Origin of the sequence: Lacrimispora sp. BS-2 (assembly GCF_040207125.1) — a bacterium.
Lineage (GTDB): Bacteria > Bacillota > Clostridia > Lachnospirales > Lachnospiraceae > Lacrimispora.
This window is the reverse complement of sequence record NZ_CP157940.1, coordinates 1-19368: the sequence shown is the minus strand read 5'-3', so window position 1 is coordinate 19368 and position 19368 is coordinate 1. Positions and strand designations below refer to the sequence as shown.

Here is a 19368-nt window from a genome sequence, read left to right as displayed (position 1 = left end):
ATTTTTAGTAATTAATATACTCTGAAATCATATCAATTATATCTGGGAAATCAAGCTCTTCCATATCGCTTCGCGAAAACTCCTGATATCTTAACTCATCAAACAAAATGTGTATAATATTCTCTTTTGCTCTTTTTGTATGATCATGAATATCCACTCCACTAATAACTTTCAAAATTGTAATTTCCCAATAATCTCTTAACCATTTTTTTATTCTAGCTTTATAAATCATTAAAGCTATATCAACTTTTTCTGTTGGCATTACTATAGAATCTTCATTATAAACTTTTAGAAACTTACTAAACTCATTAAATATCCCATAATAATCCACCCCATTTTTAATGTCTATTCTATAATGAGAATTTCTTTTATACAGATCTAATAGATAAGTTTTATTATTCTCTTCTAGTATAGATCTCTCAACACTATTAGTAAAATCTTTTTTGAACCACATGTTGCCGTAGTCAATAAAAAAATTCTTCTCTTTAGTTCCACATATTTTTTTTACTAAAAAAACTTCTTTTCGCTCTGTAATTGGTAACGCGCTACAAAACACCTTTCCATCCTTCACTTCTTCCATGTTTAGATGAATATAATCTACTCCCTTATGTGGCATATCAAATCGCAAACTATAAATATCATCGTTTTCTAAGGAAAAAATCATTTGGATTCTTGTTGTTTTATCTTTGGAACCTTTTTCCTCATCTGGTATTTCTGAATTGTAGAACACTGACTGTTCTAAATAAATATTATGAATATCACAATTAACTAAAATCTCTCTTGTCTGGTTATAAATAATTTCTATTAATTTTTTTTCATCATCAGAATAAAACGGTGAGTCTAAAAATGCTAAACAAGCTAAAACAAATCTAATAGTCAAACTTTTCGATTTTATCTCATCCTTAACCATTCTTTTGTAATTATTTATAGTTTTTTTATATTTATCAAAAACATGTATTTCTACAGCTGAATTATAGAAAATACTAAACATAGATTTAAAGCTTCTTATCTGGGATTGTAAATATCCATTAATTAAATCCTTAATTTCCGGATAAAATCCATTTAACTCATAAAATCGTTTGCCTTCAATAAAATTAATTCCATAGTTCCAAAAAGTAATAACTTCTTGTAAGCCTTGTAGATATATTAAATTTTCTTCTTCAATTATTACGGTGTTTCCTATTACATTAATTAAATTTATTAACTCATCCATATTTTCAAACGAGAAAACTCCCAGTGAATAATTGTAAATGTCATTCTTTTTTTTTATTATATATTCCTTACCATTATTATCTACTAATTTTGAGATATTATTTATATTTGTTATATCTCGCATCAAATAATTATAAAGTTCCTCACCCATAGGGATTTTATCTCTCAATATTCTTTCAACCAAACGTTGATTCTTACTGTTATCAATTGAATAAGGCTGAAAAAAAGTTATTAAATAAAACAAAAAACTTTTTACGCACCTGTCATTAAATCCGGAAATATCTACTATCATTTTCTTGCACCTCTTGAACCCTTTTATAAATTATTTTAATATATCATTAAATAAGTGCAAACAAGGACTGTATATAATACTATAAAACATGCTTCAAAATAGTTACTTGATTCAATCAAATTAAAAATTACAGACTATGATAACTAGTTTTCTTCTTAACCGTGATACCTGCTTATATTATGCTTTTTTATATACTTAAACATAATTAGCCTACAAGAAATTATACATACCTTACACTTATTCCGTATATTATTTCTATCAGTAGAGTTCTTCCAATACTTCTTTTCTTTTGGCGTACACTTGATTAAAACATTGCTCATATTGCTTTTGATTCTGCATTTTTATAAAAGGTTGATCTTTACAACTATCAAGAAAAATAATCCTTTTATCATATTCTGAAAGCATTCCTAAATAAAAACTCGAATCATATGCAGCTATAAGAAGTCTGGAAGTTACCGGGAAATATATGACAGTGGTGTTTTGCGCAAGGCCATTATTAAATGGCTTAGCACTCAAAGATAAAGCATCTAAACACATAACCGGATTATCACTGGTAATAAACTCTGCATTATCAATAATTCTATACACCAAAAAACACTTTCGAATAAGAATATTAATATATTTTTCAAGTCTCTTAATATCAAATGTTGCCTGCATAGAAGCTAATTTAAAATAATCATCTTCCTCAATAGCAGCCTTTAATATTTTCTCCTTTGTCTCATCTATTGGCAAAAAACGCTCACGGACATCTTTAATTACGGATAGCACAACCTCAGAGTAAATATTACGTTGAAATTCTCTACTTTGTCTGCCCCTAAGAAGTTGAAATATCATGGTTATTGACAATTGTTTTTTCATTTCTTGCGTTAAAACAAAAGAATAATCTTGTATAAGCTCATTTTCACACTGTGAAGTTATTTGTGAGAGAATATTACTCATTAAAGGCTCTATTTCCTTGGCATAAATGTTTTCCCAAATATATTGGTCATCACTTTTTTTTATAGTGTAAAAGTGCCTTTCGGCAGCTGTATCTCTAATATTTGTACAAATTATCTTGCTTTGGTCTTTATGTAGTGAAAAGATCTTTTGAACAGAGCCATCAGAAAACGAAAATTTTCTCAAGTATGTTTGAGGCACATAGTGCTGTTTTTTAGGTTCACTCATTTTATATTAATTCACCTCGCAATGATTCTATAAAGTTTGTTTCTTTAGATAGCATCTATCATAAGCTAAATCAATTATTATTTGAATCCCCTCATTTGATAAAAAACACTTTTTATCAGATGGCAGAATAATATCATAAATTATAGCTCTTTCTACAATCAATTTCATAAACTTATCAATACCTTCAGCATCCGAATTCACTTGGCAAACATGGAATAGCTCAAGTAAACTCATCAACTTGTCAAAATTAAAGCAGTATTTTGCATTTTTTCCAGTTTTATCTATGCCACCCGCAGATAAATTTGACAGAAATTTATTGATTTCATTTAAAAATGTTATTACATCTTCTTCTGAATATATAGTATTAAAAACGTGAGTATGTTCATTTCGCCTTTGGATTAAATCAAATAACTCATTTTCTTCTTGGTTTAAGTTACAATTACATTTTTCTTTCAAATACCATTTATTTCCTTGATTAATAAAGCACTTCTTCATGTCAGGCATATCCTGAATTATTATATCGTAATCTGTTTGTGTAAAATAGTAACTCTTTACTCCACCTGGAGAATTATTATTATAATGAATCCAATCAATACCCTTATGGGATAAATCAAGTCGTAAACTATAAGTGTCATAATTATCAAACCCATAGACAATATGTAATCTTGTTGTATTGTCTGTCTGTCTATTTCTCTTATCATAACTTTTGTGTGTATCTTGAAATAAATAATTGGTTTGAACAGAAACCACCCTAGCATCCTTGAGCAACAAATGTAAATTATTATATAACTCTTTAGCAATATTATGTGTAATATCATTATAAAAAATCGAGTGCTTTAATATTTGAAATATCACTATTAAATACATTGAATTTGCATGGGACAAAATTTCGTAATTAATAATTCTATATACAATAGGTAACATATTATTATTTAATTTAAAATAGTCATCAGAGAATAAATACATCTCTAATTCATCAATGTAACAATCTGGATGAAAGCTTTCAAAAGATTGCGGCGCATACTCTCTAGAAAATTTTTGGTTGCAGAAACATTCATATGCACCTGCGCACACATTCATCATATTCATATTATGTTTAGCACTTTGATATAATTGATAATTACTTTTTAATGATGCTCTTTTATTATTAATTAAAACTTGACTAATACAATTTCGTATAAAATAATAATTAAGCAAACATTCAAATATTTGATAGCTAAGCCAATATTCTGATAAATCTATAATTTCCCCATTTATATTTAAATGAGAACACCCAAATTCATTTTGGGTGTTTGCAAAAGCAAGCAGTTTTTCTATAAAATCAACTTTAATACATAGAAATTCCGAAATATCATACCATTGTGAATTATCTAAACCCACTGGATAAACCCTTAAATATGATGCAATAATACATATTATTGTCTTTTCATATTCATTGATATCTGAATCTGACAAGTCGAGCGTATTCAAAACTTTCTCCTTTCGCATATACTTTACACCTTATTATCAAGCTACATTTTCAATGGTAAATAGCGACTAAAATTATGATTTTTGTTATAATTACATTTTAAATTAAATAATAAAGTCATTTTATCACACTAATATATAAATATCCATACTATTATTAGAACTATTGATGATTGGCACAAGAAAAGAAAATATAAAAGATAAAAACAACTCTTTACAATTTTATTATAAGGTTAGCTAGTTTACTTTTTCACCAAAAGTATGTAATAAACGCCCTCTCAGCAAGATGTGGGGAATTAACCCAGAGAGATCAAATAAAAATTATTGTGCTTCTTACCCCCCTCTACTATACTCTAACGTCAAAACTTTGGCATTACAGAGAAAAGCTGTCAAAGGTTCCACAGGAACAACGCTTGCCCTTGATAGCTTGTAGCAGAAAAGAAAAACCTAAAAATTGAAATAGCTAGGAAAGATTCTTCACCTTTCCTAGCTTGTTTAATAAACTTATACTTTTATCTCCCTAAACACTTATTGCATCACAGTTCCCCATATGGTTATCTTTCCTAAGGTTATTGTCCTTGTGTAACTCCAACCTGAATCCCCTATTCCTACTGGTTGATGATATTCCCATGAATCCGTATCGTAGCACTTTAATTCAGCCACTCCATTTTTATCAAAGTCTGACAACATTAAGGAATTTCCATGTGTTCCTTCCTTATACCTATCAATGAGGAATGGATAGTCAGTAAACGAATAGAAATGATTGTAGTAACTTCCATCACTGTATTTAATAACCTCTACATCAAGCCCAGCAGATTCTTTAGGCTTTTCAAATCCAGATATTTGATAGTAGTACTTTTCTCCATCTGACGTAATAAGCGAACCACCACGAGCATTGTAGTCGAAATTACCTCCACTATACTTCAATTTAATTTCGTTAAGTACATTACCATTAACATCTATTAGGTATCTCATATCATAACTATAGTATTTTCCAGATGCATCTACTCCACGGTCATTGTATGTAGTCATTGCCCTTCCCTTATAAAAATCCTCTACACTATCCCACTTGTCGGTGAATGGAATTACCATGTTCATATTGGCATCTGCATATCCTACTTGACCACTGTACTTACCCCCGTAAACACTACGCACTGTACGCCTGTCTATCTCTGCATTATATTTACCTACCGCATACGTCCCACCATCCTCACCGCTATAAGTTCCGCTATCCGTCCACTCTTCAGGCGGTAAACCATAATATGATGATAAAAAGTCCTCTCTGGTGTAACCATTAATTGTTTCTGCATAAACTATATTAGAAAATGCAAAAATTATTATTACACCCATGCAAAGTGCTAACAAACTTTTATTTTTCATACGTTTTATTTTCATCCTCCTAATCAAAGTTTTAATATTTTATACCTTGTATCGTGATCTGCTCTCTACCCATTCTCCGTTTGAACCCACGTAATACCCATCAGGTGTACGGGTACCTGCAAGCATGTATCCGTCTTCCCCAAAATAGTAAAACTTTCCACCTATCTCCTTCCATTGATTTACCAAATATGTACCATCTTCATTTACATACCACCATCCAAATTTATCATACTTCCAACCTTGCTGTTTTTCTTGTACATCCTTTGCATATATGACATACTTCTGCAATTCTGCACTTAATTCCGAAACATTTACACCATCAGGTAGTTTTACAACTCCTAGCCCACTTACCATTCCTCCATCAGCTGAGTTCTTGCTAATATAAAAATCCAATGCTACTCCGACATTATATTGATATGAATAACCACTCATTAATTCCTGAGGACTTAACCACTTACCATTCTGCTTCTTCAGTTCCGGTATTGGATTCCCAAAATCATCTGTTGAAGTAGAGACGCTTTCATTTCCTATAGTGACCATATTTCTAAATCCAAAGGCACTATTTCCAATGTCTAAGGTCAACTCGTTTCTATCTATTATTCCATCTGAATCCCCTATGACTATAGCAAAATAATCCTGTATTCTTCCATTTACAGCTGCAACTTCATTTCCGTACAGATATGCCCCGGACTCACTTGCAAATGCTGTTACGTTACCTTTAAACAATGTTAATGACACTAATCCTGATAAGATTAACACTTTCCTTACCTGTTTTCCCAATGTATTTTCCTCCTTTATAATAGCAACACGCTAAGATATTGTAATATATCAATGATTATATCACATACAGAGCACATTTTGCAACGTATATCATCACAAATATTATATTATACGTTGTCGCATTGATTAAGAAAATTTTATACGCTATATCGGGAGGTGATATAGTGTATGAAACGACAACATCATGAAGAATACAAGAAGCTTGGATTAAATATTGCATACTATCGGAAAGAGCAAGGCCTGTCTCAAATGCAACTTGCTGATAAAGTTGATATAAGCCGTACCCATATGTCCCGTATTGAAAATAACGACTGTGCGGTATCCCTTGATGTAATTTTTACCATTGCAAAAGTCTTGAGTATTCCGGTTGCTAAATTATTTGAATTTCGTTAACACAGTACCCATGTCTCATGCCGGAAGAGCCATAAGATAACCCGGGAAAATTCTTACCGTTTTAAGAGCGGAGCAAGGCACTCGTTTTGTAGCTGATTATGAAGTTGCTGTTATTGCTTCTGTTTTTCAGGTAAGCGCTGACTTTCTTTTAAAATAGTTTAAAAAGATGCTTTTGATAAAAATTAATATTAATAATCAAAGGAATGGTAAACGATACCTTCTCTATGGATTACCATTCATATCTTTACCATTCCTGAACTTTTCATAGGAGAATCGCATATGCAGGAAGAAATAAGACTGGAAGCAAAACACATTCTATGTGTAAACTGGTACATATTTTCTAAACTTTGGAGAAAAACATATAAAGAGGTTTGGGATCAATCCGACCCTAACGAAAGGGACAGCAAATTCAGGCTGGAAACAAAATTTCCTATTGAAGTGACCATAAAAACTAAGATATTCATTAAAAATGAGGTATCCTATGTATCTAAAAAATCTGTAGAAAACTTTAACTTCTATGGCTTGTTTGATATAACGTACGATTATTATGATGATATCATGCATGGAAATTACACCGCCATAAATGCATTGAGCGAAGACACTACCGCTAAGAAGAAAATCAACGGACTTTCCAAAGTAACCCATCTACATTCTTCTATATTTACCGGAGAAGAATGCCTTATTCCTATAAACAATAACACCTTACCAAAACTTCATAAATTTGCTGAAGCACGCTTTTCATCATCGAACAGCTATGGCTATAGGGATGAGAGCAAAACCATCGATAAATTGATTCAGGAATTTTTATATCTGCCTAATATGCAGATTGCCACTGCTTTTATAAAATCCAGGGGAGAAATTAAGGCAGAGCAGAATGCCATTGAAAGGAACAAAGCTTTTTTAGAATCAACCAAGTATACAGAACTTTTGCGTTCTGATAATCTGACACTTAACAGCTATAAAAAATGTCTTCGGGAACATCTAGAAAAGGTGAATTCCTGCATAGTTTATAATAAAAATAAAAATTTTTAATGTTTTCCGTCCTATTTTCTTACTTAGGACGGATATGTTTATGTTTAGGACAGAAATGTTTATATAGAGGACTGTAAAGCAAAGAGAGCAAACTACAAGGCTCTCTTTTTTTGTGTTCTCTTTTTGGAACTTCATTATTTAGCTATAATGAGTTCATCAGCTGAAATACAAAAGACAAGTACTTGTCCCAAAGGACAATAATATGAAAGAGATTAAAGAAACTGTTGTAGAAAACAAAAAAGGAAATGCAGAAATAACAAGGGAAAACCAGACGAAGTATCATACCGAAGTAGACTTAATCCCCGATGTTGAATATGAGAAAGTCATGTGGGGCCGGATTAAAGACTTGATGAAAGATAAAAATATAAATTATGAAACGCTTTCAAGAATATTGGGATATGAAGATGGAAGTTCCTTGTCTAGAATAAAAAACAGCGAAAGAAAATTTTCACTACAGCATATATTAAAACTTTCAAAATATTTCAATGTTTCTATTGATTACTTATTGGGTCGTACAGATATTAAGGAACTCCATCATATAGACGCTCCAGAGGAATACGAAAGCAATTTCCACTGTTTAATATCAACAATGCTGAATTTTTTACCAGAAGATAGACGTCAGCCTTTCATGGAAAAAGTTTTGCAGGATAATAAATAAACTACAAAATAACATCTTGCCAGAAAAGCAATATTTCAGGCAAGATGTTGTCATTTCAGCACCGAACGTTTTCTGTATCTATTGTATACTTTTTTTAGATAGCCGTTCTGGGTTTTGGGAACGAGAAAGGAGAAAAGCAATGCCGTTTATAAAAACTGCATAAAGATTTGCACAAGTAGACAACGATGCACCGATGAAAAAATCTATGGTGCCAAAATGACAAGGAGGAAAATAGAATGAGCAATCCAATTATGTTGAGCAATACGATCAGAATGAGCGACAACAAAATTAAAGCTAAGGATTTAGTTCTTACAGGAAAAGTTTTTTTTGAAAGTGAAGATTTTGTTTTACGAGGGGTAAAGATCAACTTCCGTTATGACGGTGGAAAAAAGACAGATATAATTGATAGCATTAGCTATTCCTGCGTCGACCCTCTTACATTCAACAGTGTCACATTCAAGGTGAATACTACAAAACCAGTGATTGAGCAGGATACCATTGATAAGGCTACAGAAGCTATTCACTTAAATATACCTATTGATGAAGCCATAATAAAGATTTATAAATTGGAATTTGGCATGGTATTTCTTTCAATTACTGTCCCATTTGTAAAGTTGTCAGAAAATTAAACATTGATTTAGGTTGAGGATTTCCAGGCTTGATTACCTTATGCCGGAAACCCCAACCAGATATCTTTAATAATGAAAGGAGACTTAAGGCATGAAAGATTTAATTATACTAATGATGAGTTTGTTTCTTGCGTACGCTTCCGTAATCGCTTTATACCAGGTAATGGCAAAAACCGATACCAATACCGCGAAAGCTGTCGTAGATACTGCTATTTTAAAGCTTTTAAGATTTTTTATAGGTTTGTTTTCAAATGATGATCAAATTCAGTACAGCCAGTACATCCCTGATGAGGTCTTGATCAGAAAGCTCATGGAAAGTCTTGCACCATATAACGAGCTTCCTATAGCCTACACTGAATGGCAGCTTTGTACATATTCAAAGCTTAAATTGCCAGCCATCGCAATCCATATAGTATGTAAAAATGATGAAAACTTTCCTATTATAAGGAATATTTTAAACAACGTATTTAAAGAGCATATGGCAGAGTGTGGATTGCAAGGCTTTTATAACAATATATGTTTCCAGAAATTAGAAGAAAGCAGTTATAAACTCCTTCTTGTCTATGCAGTTTCAGATGCCGAAAAAGAAAATCTCAAAAGATTAGTCATGACCAAGAAAAGGCAAGCCGAAATCATAGTAAAAAATTCGGTTAAACCTGTTGTTGATGATGAGTTAGAACGCGAACTTGAAGGAGACGGGGGAGATTTTGAAGATTAATCTAGTAAAACTGGGGTATGATGCCCAATACAGAACCCCTATTGTTGCTAATTTCTCCGACATAGGCCATCTGTGCTGTATCGGAGGCACTGGTTCCGGGAAATCGATGGCAGTTTTATACTTTTTGTACAATCTTCTAAAAACAGTAGGAAACGTTGAACTCTGGGTAGGAGATTTCAAAAAATCTGGCGACTATAAGGGATTGAGTAAAAACTTTTCAGAGTTTGACAAAGTAACTAATCTAATTGAGGACTTTTACAAGACCTTTGAGGAAACACCAGAAAATAATAAAACAATAAAATTGCTTATAATAGATGAATATGCTGGCTATATTACATGGCTGACACAAGCCGACAAAAAAAAGTGCGAAGAAATTAAAGGAAAGGTTTCAAATTTGCTGATGTTGGGACGTTCACGCCATTGTTACGTCTGGTGTATCCAGCAACGTATGAGCGCCAGCCTGTTCCCTAGTGGCATAGGAGCGATAGATAATTACCAAATATGTGTTGGTATGTCAAGGTTAAACTTTGAAAGCCGTAAATCATTATTCGCTGGGGAGCATTTCGAAGATGAAGCCTTCGAGGAAACGTATGATCCCGGTCAGGGGCAAGGCTTAATCCTAATCGATGGACAGCCCTTAAAACCCCTTGTAATTCCTCGTATTTCGAACAAAGAGGAGTTAAAGGTTTTATTAAGGAAGTATGCAAGCAAAAAGTAATATTGCGTAGTTTGGGACTGCATAGCGTGGGCGAAGCCCAAAGCGAAGCAGTCCCAAATGTAGCAATGCTAGCTACGCTTGCGTTTTTCGGGTTACTATTACCCCGAAAATGAACAAACATGAAAAAGCCCAGTAACTACAAGGGGAAAAGCAATGTTCGTTATCACTGCACAAACTGCACAAAATACGAAAAGAGAAATGATGGGGCAACAAAAACAAGGTATTTATGAAAATATTGCTCTTCTGGCAAGACTTTGCTGTTTCGGCCATCGAACGTTTTCTCAAACACATATATACTTTATCTTAGATAAATGCCTAGGATTCATAGAAAAAACGGGCAAGAAGGGAAAAACAACATGGCACAAAAAAAGGATAGTCAATCCAATAAATACCAGCTTACCATTAACAATCCCATCGAAAAGGGATACACCCACGAAAAAATTTTTGAAACTCTAAGGAACAATTTTAAGACCCTAAATTACTGCTGTATGGCAGATGAACAAGGCTTAACTTTCCATACCCATATTTTTGTAGTCTTTGATTCAAGGGTTCGGTTTTCAATGATACAGAAGCATTTTCCAGAGGTTCATATAGAAAGCTGCAAAGGTACCGTCACTGATAATATTACCTACATAAAAAAATCTGGTAAATGGCAAGATGATATCAAACATGGTACACAAGTGGGTGGTAGTTTCATCGAGTATGGAACCCCACCGCCTGACAGTAAGGGTAAGCTTGGCGACATGACCGAGCTATACCAGATGGTATCCGATGGTCTTTCAAATGCTGAAATTCTCGCAATAAATCAAGATTATATTTTAAACATGGATAAAATAGACAAAGTGCGTACTACTCTTCTAACGGAAAAATTTAAGGGGATTTTTCGTACTGATTTACGAGTGATCTACGTATATGGTGAAACTGGTTCGGGCAAGACCAGCGGTGTGTTACAAGAGCATGGGTGTGAGAATGTTTATCGCGTAACCGACTACGACCACCCCTTTGATGGATATACTTGCCAGCCTATCCTTGTCTTTGACGAATTTAGAAGTTCTCTCCGTATCAGGGAAATGTTAAATTATTGTGATATTTATCCACTAGAATTACCTGCAAGATTCAATAATAAGTATGCCTGCTATAATGTAGTTTACATAATATCGAACTGGTCTTTAGAAAAGCAATATCCTGAGATACAGGAGGGTGACGGTGAAACCTGGAAAGCGTTCTTAAGGCGTATACATAAAGTAAAAGTCTATACAAAAGAAAAAGTTACCACTTACGATTCAGTCGAGGAATATTTGAAAAGGCATGAAAAATTCCATAAATTAAGCAAAGAAGAACAGCAATGCCTACCGTTCAAATAGAATATATGGAGGTATCATCATTAAAGAAATTTTCGTAACAGCTTTTGAATTATCAAAAATCTCAGGGATACCGCTTCCCGAAGTTATAGAAGCAATCAAATGCAAAAAAATCAAAGCTATAGTTTTACAAAAAAGTGGAATGACGATTCCACTTTCCCAATTTTACTCCAAATCCTGGGTTTATATAGAATAGATTAAGATTAAACAATTTTAAAGGCCTTTAATTTTGAATACAACAAATACAAAATTGCTAGTTACTTAGCACCGAGTAGGTGATAATAATTGTGTATTTTTAACAATAAATCAGATGAGACACAACAAAATAGATGGATATATTTGTCTAAATGTGATATAATGGACTTAAGTACAGAAGAGCTTCTCGAATTAATTGACATGAAAAAACAACTTAAAAAAGAGAATGCCATTCTACAAGAGCACATTGAAAACTTTTACCATATCTGGACAAACGACAAAGGAGCTTTTCTCTCGTATCTTCCTGATTTCACAAAACCAAAGGGACGAAAGCCCGTTACCGCTACAACGAAAGAAAAGCTGGAGCGAAAGATCATTAACTTTTATCTGGAACGGCAACAGCAGGAAGAAAGCCAGAAAGAGCAGGAACGGCTATCAACCGTAAGGAATATCTATCCTTTATGGCTGAATATCAAAGGTCTGGAAACAACCGCCACAAGCTATATCAGACGCATAGACAATGACTGGAACGCCTATTATGTTAACGACTCTATCATTGACATGGATATCCGAACCTTTACAAAAGCCACCCTAAAGGAATGGGCATTAAATAAGGTCAGGGACAAAGAACTAACTAAAACCCAGTATTATAACATGTCCATGATTATCCGTCAGTGCCTTGATTATGCCGTTGACCATGAACTGATTCCCTTAAATCCTTATAATCAGTTTACCGTAGACAAAAAGCTGTTAAAGAAAGTAAAACAGCCGGAAGATGGGACACAAGTATTTTTAACCAATGAACGCCCATTGATTGAGTGTGAAGCATGGTTAGACTTTGAGGAAAAGGGCTGTACTTCTGCCTTAGCCATTCCACTAGCATTTCAATTAGGAGTACGCTTAGGAGAACTTATAACAATCAAAGAAACCGACATTTCCCCAGACGGAAAATACCTACATATTCAACGAATGGTTCAGAAACAAGAACTGCAACGCCCGGACGGATCATGGTATCCTGCCAGATGGGAAGCCGTAGAGCATACAAAATCCTCCGCTGGTGACCGCATGATTTATCTGACAGAGGAAGCAAGGCGTATTATTATAGTGATTCTTGATTCCAATAAGGAGAATGGCTTCTATGATGATGGCTTCCTGTTTATCCATGGTGGAAAACGAATCAATCCCAGAGCCGTTGATACCCGTATCCGTAAATACTGCGACCATATCAATATCAGGCAGAAAGGACTTCATACGATTAGAAAGACCTATATTTCATCGCTACTCGATGGGGGCATTAACATCAATGAGATACGAAAACAAGTCGGTCATGAGGACGAGCGCACCACCCTGAAAAACTACTGTTTCAACCGGAAAACCAACATAGAAAATGAATCCGATATGGAAAAAGCTTTAGCGGTTTAATGTCTACCCCGGTCTACCCCAAAAAAGACATTTTCACAAATCAAAAAATAGCGGAAACCCTGATAAAACCTAGGTTTCCGCTACCAATAAAAAGAGCGCGAGACGGGACTCGAACCCGCGACCCCGACCTTGGCAAGGTCGTACTCCACCAACTGAGCCACTCGCGCACATCTCTTTTTAACTTTTTCTTTTGAGGCATATACCCTCAAAACCACACATTGTTACATATCTATCTTCATCCGTTCTTCCTCTTACCTAAACCAACCTGGTTAAGCCCTCGACCTATTAGTGACAGTCAGCTCCACATGTTGCCATGCTTCCACCTCTGCCCTATCTACCTCGTCGTCTTCAAGGGGTCTTACTCTTGCGATGGGATATCTCATCTTGAGGGGGGCTTCACGCTTAGATGCCTTCAGCGTTTATCCCTTCCCGACTTGGCTACTCTGCCATGGCTTTGATAGCCAACAGATACACCAGAGGTCAGTCCATCCCGGTCCTCTCGTACTAAGGACAGCTCCTCTCAAATATCCTACGCCCACGCCGGATAGGGACCGAACTGTCTCACGACGTTCTGAACCCAGCTCGCGTACCGCTTTAATGGGCGAACAGCCCAACCCTTGGGACCTACTACAGCCCCAGGATGCGATGAGCCGACATCGAGGTGCCAAACCACTCCGTCGATGTGAACTCTTGGGAGTGATAAGCCTGTTATCCCCAGGGTAGCTTTTATCCGTTGAGCGATGGCAATCCCACTTTATACCACCGGATCACTAAGTCCTAGTTTCCTACCTGCTCCACCCGTCGGTGTCGCAGTCAAGCTCCCTTATGCCTTTGCACTCTTCGAATGGTTTCCGTCCATTCTGAGGGAACCTTTGAGCGCCTCCGATACCCTTTCGGAGGCGACCGCCCCAGTCAAACTCCCCGCCTGACATTGTCCCCCAGCCAGGTCATGGCTGCAGGTTAGAAATCCAATACCGCAAGGGTGGTATCCCAACATCGGCTCCACAGAGACTGGCGTCCCTGTTTCATAGCCTCCCACCTATCCTGTACATGCAGTACCGAATCCCAGTATCAAGCTGGAGTAAAGCTCCATGGGGTCTTTCCGTCCTGGCGCAGGTAACCAGCATCTTCACTGGTATTTCAATTTCACCGGGTGCATTGTTGAGACAGCGCTCAAATCATTACGCCTTTCGTGCGGGTCGGAACTTACCCGACAAGGAATTTCGCTACCTTAGGACCGTTATAGTTACGGCCGCCGTTTACTGGGGCTTAAATTCAGAGCTTCGCGTTGCCGCTAACCCCTCCTCGTAACCTTCCAGCACCGGGCAGGCGTCAGCCCATATACCTCACCTTTCGGTTTTGCATAGACCTGTGTTTTTGCTAAACAGTTGCTTGAGCCTATTCTCTGCGGCCTGGTTTCCCAGGCACCCCTTATCCCGAAGTTACGGGGTCATTTTGCCGAGTTCCTTAACAATGCTTCTCCCGCCGGCCTTAGGATTCTCTCCTCATCCACCTGTGTCGGTTTACGGTACGGGCACATATCACACAATAGCGGCTTTTCTTGACAGCCCCTACAAAGACTTCCCTACTTATGTTCGGTACGCGTCACACCTTCCTGTTGCTGGGCGGATTTGCCTTCCCAGCCAGTCCAGTGCTTGCCCCGGTCTTTTCATTCCCGGGTTCTTCTTCGGTTCTGTGTCCCCACAGTTCTGATGATATGCGGTACAGGAATTTCAACCTGTTGTCCATCGACTACGTCTTTCGACCTCGCCTTAGGCCCCGACTTACCCAGAGCAGATCAGCTTTACTCTGGAAACCTTAGATATTCGGCCTGGAGGATTCTCACCTCCATCTCGCTACTCATTCCGGCATTCTCTCTTCTTAACACTCCACATCTCCTTACGGTAATGCTTCTGTGCGTTAAGAATGCTCCTCTACCAATGTGTATGAATACACATTCCACAGCTTCGGTGTCGTGTTTCAGCCCCGGACATTTTCGGCGCAGGACCTCTCGACTAGTGAGCTATTACGCACTCTTTGAATGTGTGGCTGCTTCTAAGCCAACATCCTAGTTGTCTGTGAAATCCCACATCCTTTTCCACTTAACACGCACTTTGGGACCTTAGCTGGTGGTCTGGGCTCTTTCCCTTTTGACTACCCAACTTATCTCGTGCAGTCTGACTCCCGTACATCATCTGGCCGGCATTCGGAGTTTGATATTCTTTGGTAAGCTTTGACGCCCCCTAGGAAATTCAGTGCTCTACCTCCGGCAGACTAATACGAGGCTAGCCCTAAAGCTATTTCGAGGAGAACCAGCTATCTCCGGGTTCGATTGGAATTTCTCCCCTACCCACACCTCATCGCCACCCTTTTCAACGGATGTGCGTTCGGTCCTCCATTTCCTTTTACGGAAACTTCAACCTGGACATGGGTAGATCACCCGGTTTCGGGTCTACCTTTACTGACTCATTCGCCCTATTAAGACTTGGTTTCCCTTCGGCTCCACACCTTAAGTGCTTAACCTTGCCAGTAACGGTAACTCGCCGGACCGTTCTACAAAAAGTACGCGGTTCCACCTTTAACGTGGTTCCACAGCTTGTAAACACAGGGTTTCAGGTTCTCTTTCACTCCCCTCCCGGGGTCCTTTTCACCTTTCCTTCACAGTACTATGCGCTATCGGTCACTAAGTAGTATTTAGCCTTGGGGGGTGGTCCCCCCGAATTCCCACAAGGTTTCTCGTGTCTCGTGGTACTTTGGATCCTGCTCGCTGACTATTGCTTTCCCATACAAGGCTTTCACTTTCTATGGCCGGTCTTTCCAGGACCGTTCTGGTAACAAATCGTCTCACTTATTGCAGTCCATAACCCCAGTATGCACGCATACTGGTTTAGGCTCCTTCCATTTCGCTCGCCGCTACTTTGGAAATCGAGTTTTCTTTCTTTTCCTCCGGGTACTTAGATGTTTCAGTTCCCCGGGTTCCCGACGTATGGCTATTTATTCACCATACGACAACTGAGGTTTGCTCAGCTGGGTTTCCCCATTCAGATATCTCCGGATCAAAGGATATTTGCTCCTCCCCGAAGCTTTTCGCAGCTTATCACGTCTTTCATCGGCTCTTAGTGCCAAGGCATCCACCCTGTGCTCTTTATAGCTTAACCAATTCGATGTTCACCTGCGGGTGCGGGCTACTGATCTAAGATACATAGCGTTGTATCTCTGGTCTTAGGTTGTTATTTCACCGTACGTTACGGTTACTTTAATGAGTTTTGTTTGGTTACATCTTGCGATGTAACACCTCGGATGTCTTGATATTGTCTTTATACTTTGACGTATAAAAACTTTATCTAGATATATTTCAATATGTGGTTTTCAAGGTACATGCGTGATGCAATCAGAAGGATTATCAGTTAAAAATACACTTCGTAACTACACCAAATGGAGATGGAGAGATTCGAACTCTTGACCCCCTGCTTGCAAGGCAGGTGCTCTCCCAACTGAGCTACACCCCCAAAATACTTGGATGTGAGTCTACCCTGTAAAGGCAATCCCTATATTCTTTTATTATATTATCATCTGGTTTAATAAACCAATGGGCTTAAGTGGACTCGAACCACCGACCTCACGCTTATCAGGCGTGCGCTCTAACCAGCTGAGCTATAAGCCCATAAATAATCTGGCACCCACCTGCTCTCCCATGCCGTCTCCAGCATAGTACCATCGGCCGCTTAAGTCTTAACCATCGTGTTCGGGATGGGAACGGGTGTCTCCCCTAAGCGCATCGGCACCAGAAATCTTTTGTCTTTCTTGGTGTTTCTATTATTCTTTTTTATTTCTTTGAAAACCAAAGACTCAACAGTATATAAAACCCTTACTTCTTCTTCCTTAGAAAGGAGGTGATCCAGCCGCACCTTCCGATACGGCTACCTTGTTACGACTTCACCCCAGTTATCAGTCCCGCCTTCGGCAGCTCCCTCCTTACGGTTGGGTCACTGACTTCGGGCGTTACCAACTCCCATGGTGTGACGGGCGGTGTGTACAAGACCCGGGAACGTATTCACCGCGGCATTCTGATCCGCGATTACTAGCGATTCCAGCTTCATGTAGTCGAGTTGCAGACTACAATCCGAACTGAGACGTTATTTTTGGGGTTTGCTTAAGATCGCTCCTTTGCTTCCCTTTGTTTACGCCATTGTAGCACGTGTGTAGCCCAAATCATAAGGGGCATGATGATTTGACGTCATCCCCACCTTCCTCCAGGTTATCCCTGGCAGTCTCCCCAGAGTGCCCAGCTCTACCTGCTGGCTACTAAGGATAAGGGTTGCGCTCGTTGCGGGACTTAACCCAACATCTCACGACACGAGCTGACGACAACCATGCACCACCTGTCTGGAATGCCCCGTAGGGAAGGCCCCGTTACGGACCGGTCATTCCGATGTCAAGACTTGGTAAGGTTCTTCGCGTTGCTTCGAATTAAACCACATGCTCCACCGCTTGTGCGGGTCCCCGTCAATTCCTTTGAGTTTCATTCTTGCGAACGTACTCCCCAGGTGGAATACTTATTGCGTTAGCGGCGGCACCGAAGAGCTTTGCTCCCCAACACCTAGTATTCATCGTTTACGGCGTGGACTACCAGGGTATCTAATCCTGTTTGCTCCCCACGCTTTCGAGCCTCAACGTCAGTTACAGTCCAGTAAGCCGCCTTCGCCACTGGTGTTCCTCCTAATATCTACGCATTTCACCGCTACACTAGGAATTCCACTTACCTCTCCTGCACTCTAGCAACACAGTTTCCAAAGCAGTCCCGGGGTTGAGCCCCGGGCTTTCACTCCAGACTTGCATTGCCGTCTACGCTCCCTTTACACCCAGTAAATCCGGATAACGCTTGCCCCCTACGTATTACCGCGGCTGCTGGCACGTAGTTAGCCGGGGCTTCTTAGTCAGGTACCGTCATTTTCTTCCCTGCTGATAGAGCTTTACATACCGAAATACTTCTTCACTCACGCGGCGTCGCTGGATCAGGGTTTCCCCCATTGTCCAATATTCCCCACTGCTGCCTCCCGTAGGAGTTTGGGCCGTGTCTCAGTCCCAATGTGGCCGGTCACCCTCTCAGGTCGGCTACTGATCGTCGGCTTGGTGGGCCGTTACCTCACCAACTACCTAATCAGACGCGGGTCCATCTCATACCACCGGAGTTTTTCACACCGTACCATGCGGCACTGTGTGCTTATGCGGTATTAGCAGCCGTTTCCAACTGTTATCCCCCTGTATGAGGCAGGTTACCCACGCGTTACTCACCCGTCCGCCGCTCAGTCAATTTTAATTCCGTCCGAAAACTTCTTTAAAATCGCTTCGCTCGACTTGCATGTGTTAAGCACGCCGCCAGCGTTCATCCTGAGCCAGGATCGAACTCTCAAATTTAAGCAGATAGTCTTTGAAAGCGGTCGGTGATTTGTAGAAAAGTCTGTTGAAAGTTCGCTTTCATAAGGACTTTTTTTGCGAATCTCCGAACATTTGCGAAGCAAATGGTAGCGAATGAAGCAAAGCTTCATGAGCGTACCGCTTGGACTTGCCATTCGGTTCAATCCGGGGTCAAAATCAACTAACTAGCTAATTTATTTCCCGTTTTACTTGTTGTTTGGTTCGTATACAATTGCTTGTATTCGTTCTGAATTTTCTCATTCAAAGTCATCAAACATGACTTGTTTTATTAGAATTTTCAGGGTTTTACATACTGTTCAATCTTCTGTTTTCAAAGTGCTTTTTCCTGTGTCGCTGTCTCAGCAGTAACTTTTATAGGATATCATAACTGGTTGTTTCTGTCAATCTTTTTTTGAATTTTCTTCAAAACTTTTTTCATCGTTCATCGATGTGTTTTAGAAGAAATTTGCCGCCGTTTTCAGCGGCGAGTTATATCATACCAAAGCATTCGACAAAAGTCAACATTTAT

General features: G+C 38.4%; 13 protein-coding genes, 3 tRNA genes and 3 rRNA genes. 8 read left to right on the top strand and 11 right to left on the bottom strand.

What is annotated here, in order from left to right:
• Positions 1-4: 4 nt before the first annotated feature.
• The 5 genes from ABFV83_RS00095 to ABFV83_RS00075 form a co-directional block, all read right to left on the bottom strand.
• Complete coding sequence (locus tag ABFV83_RS00095; protein ID WP_349946741.1) at positions 5-1504, bottom strand: hypothetical protein; 1500 nt, start codon at positions 1502-1504, stop codon at positions 5-7.
• Positions 1505-1762: 258 nt separating this feature from the next.
• Positions 1763-2668: a DUF4238 domain-containing protein gene (locus ABFV83_RS00090; RefSeq protein ID WP_349946739.1), complete on the bottom strand. Its 906-nt coding sequence runs from the start codon at positions 2666-2668 to the stop codon at positions 1763-1765.
• A gap of 27 nt (positions 2669-2695) precedes the next feature.
• Positions 2696-4156, bottom strand: coding sequence for a hypothetical protein (locus ABFV83_RS00085; protein WP_349946737.1), 1461 nt, complete (start codon positions 4154-4156; stop codon positions 2696-2698).
• A 507-nt stretch (positions 4157-4663) separates the two neighbouring features.
• Positions 4664-5530 carry a hypothetical protein gene (locus ABFV83_RS00080; protein ID WP_349946735.1) on the bottom strand — a complete coding sequence of 289 codons (867 nt, stop codon included), beginning with the start codon at positions 5528-5530 and terminating at the stop codon, positions 4664-4666.
• A gap of 24 nt (positions 5531-5554) precedes the next feature.
• Positions 5555-6295 carry a hypothetical protein gene (locus ABFV83_RS00075; RefSeq protein WP_349946734.1) on the bottom strand — a complete coding sequence of 247 codons (741 nt, stop codon included), beginning with the start codon at positions 6293-6295 and terminating at the stop codon, positions 5555-5557.
• A gap of 168 nt (positions 6296-6463) precedes the next feature.
• On the opposite strand from ABFV83_RS00075, the gene ABFV83_RS00070 reads away from it, so the two are divergent.
• The 8 genes from ABFV83_RS00070 to ABFV83_RS00035 all read left to right on the top strand — a co-directional run bounded on the left by ABFV83_RS00070 (position 6464) and on the right by ABFV83_RS00035 (position 13421).
• Positions 6464-6688, top strand: coding sequence for a helix-turn-helix transcriptional regulator (locus ABFV83_RS00070; RefSeq protein ID WP_349946732.1), 225 nt, complete (start codon positions 6464-6466; stop codon positions 6686-6688).
• A 279-nt stretch (positions 6689-6967) separates the two neighbouring features.
• On the top strand, positions 6968-7720 hold the full coding sequence (locus tag ABFV83_RS00065) for a hypothetical protein (protein ID WP_349946730.1): 753 nt from the start codon (positions 6968-6970) through the stop codon (positions 7718-7720).
• A 202-nt stretch (positions 7721-7922) separates the two neighbouring features.
• Positions 7923-8378: a helix-turn-helix transcriptional regulator gene (locus ABFV83_RS00060; RefSeq protein ID WP_349946728.1), complete on the top strand. Its 456-nt coding sequence runs from the start codon at positions 7923-7925 to the stop codon at positions 8376-8378.
• 236 nt (positions 8379-8614) lie between these two features.
• Positions 8615-9007, top strand: coding sequence for a hypothetical protein (locus ABFV83_RS00055; RefSeq protein ID WP_349946726.1), 393 nt, complete (start codon positions 8615-8617; stop codon positions 9005-9007).
• Positions 9008-9098: 91 nt separating this feature from the next.
• Entirely contained in the window at positions 9099-9725 is a 627-nt protein-coding gene (locus ABFV83_RS00050; protein ID WP_349946725.1) for a hypothetical protein, read from the top strand.
• On the top strand, positions 9715-10443 hold the full coding sequence (locus ABFV83_RS00045) for a hypothetical protein (RefSeq protein WP_349946723.1): 729 nt from the start codon (positions 9715-9717) through the stop codon (positions 10441-10443). The genes ABFV83_RS00050 and ABFV83_RS00045 overlap by 11 nt, the downstream gene beginning before the upstream one ends.
• Before the next feature lie 356 nt (positions 10444-10799).
• Positions 10800-11807, top strand: coding sequence for a replication protein (locus ABFV83_RS00040; protein ID WP_349946721.1), 1008 nt, complete (start codon positions 10800-10802; stop codon positions 11805-11807).
• Positions 11808-12161: 354 nt separating this feature from the next.
• Positions 12162-13421: a tyrosine-type recombinase/integrase gene (locus ABFV83_RS00035; protein ID WP_349946719.1), complete on the top strand. Its 1260-nt coding sequence runs from the start codon at positions 12162-12164 to the stop codon at positions 13419-13421.
• Between the two features lie 94 nt (positions 13422-13515).
• On the opposite strand, the gene ABFV83_RS00030 is transcribed toward ABFV83_RS00035, so the two are convergent.
• The 6 genes from ABFV83_RS00030 to ABFV83_RS00005 form a co-directional block, all read right to left on the bottom strand.
• A tRNA-Gly gene (locus tag ABFV83_RS00030) sits at positions 13516-13588 on the bottom strand.
• Positions 13589-13686: 98 nt separating this feature from the next.
• Positions 13687-16579, bottom strand: a 23S ribosomal RNA gene (locus tag ABFV83_RS00025).
• A gap of 278 nt (positions 16580-16857) precedes the next feature.
• A tRNA-Ala gene (locus ABFV83_RS00020) sits at positions 16858-16930 on the bottom strand.
• A gap of 81 nt (positions 16931-17011) precedes the next feature.
• A tRNA-Ile gene (locus ABFV83_RS00015) sits at positions 17012-17085 on the bottom strand.
• Between the two features lie 7 nt (positions 17086-17092).
• Positions 17093-17210: ribosomal RNA gene (gene rrf / locus ABFV83_RS00010) — 5S ribosomal RNA — on the bottom strand.
• A 97-nt stretch (positions 17211-17307) separates the two neighbouring features.
• Positions 17308-18839 (bottom strand): 16S ribosomal RNA (locus tag ABFV83_RS00005).
• Together the 16S, 23S and 5S rRNA genes with 3 tRNA genes alongside form the textbook arrangement of a ribosomal RNA operon.
• Positions 18840-19368: the final 529 nt, after the last annotated feature.

Excerpts from the sequence above, each read along its gene's own strand:
- ABFV83_RS00095 (WP_349946741.1), bottom strand. The coding sequence starts at position 1,504 with ATGATAGTAGATATTTCCGGATTTAATGACAGGTGCGTAAAAAGTTTT.
- ABFV83_RS00090 (WP_349946739.1), bottom strand. The coding sequence starts at position 2,668 with ATGAGTGAACCTAAAAAACAGCACTATGTGCCTCAAACATACTTGAGA.
- ABFV83_RS00085 (WP_349946737.1), bottom strand. The coding sequence starts at position 4,156 with ATGCGAAAGGAGAAAGTTTTGAATACGCTCGACTTGTCAGATTCAGAT.
- ABFV83_RS00080 (WP_349946735.1), bottom strand. The coding sequence starts at position 5,530 with ATGAAAATAAAACGTATGAAAAATAAAAGTTTGTTAGCACTTTGCATG.
- ABFV83_RS00070 (WP_349946732.1), top strand. The coding sequence starts at position 6,464 with ATGAAACGACAACATCATGAAGAATACAAGAAGCTTGGATTAAATATT.
- ABFV83_RS00065 (WP_349946730.1), top strand. The coding sequence starts at position 6,968 with ATGCAGGAAGAAATAAGACTGGAAGCAAAACACATTCTATGTGTAAAC.
- ABFV83_RS00060 (WP_349946728.1), top strand. The coding sequence starts at position 7,923 with ATGAAAGAGATTAAAGAAACTGTTGTAGAAAACAAAAAAGGAAATGCA.
- ABFV83_RS00055 (WP_349946726.1), top strand. The coding sequence starts at position 8,615 with ATGAGCAATCCAATTATGTTGAGCAATACGATCAGAATGAGCGACAAC.
- ABFV83_RS00050 (WP_349946725.1), top strand. The coding sequence starts at position 9,099 with ATGAAAGATTTAATTATACTAATGATGAGTTTGTTTCTTGCGTACGCT.
- ABFV83_RS00040 (WP_349946721.1), top strand. The coding sequence starts at position 10,800 with ATGGCACAAAAAAAGGATAGTCAATCCAATAAATACCAGCTTACCATT.
- ABFV83_RS00035 (WP_349946719.1), top strand. The coding sequence starts at position 12,162 with ATGGACTTAAGTACAGAAGAGCTTCTCGAATTAATTGACATGAAAAAA.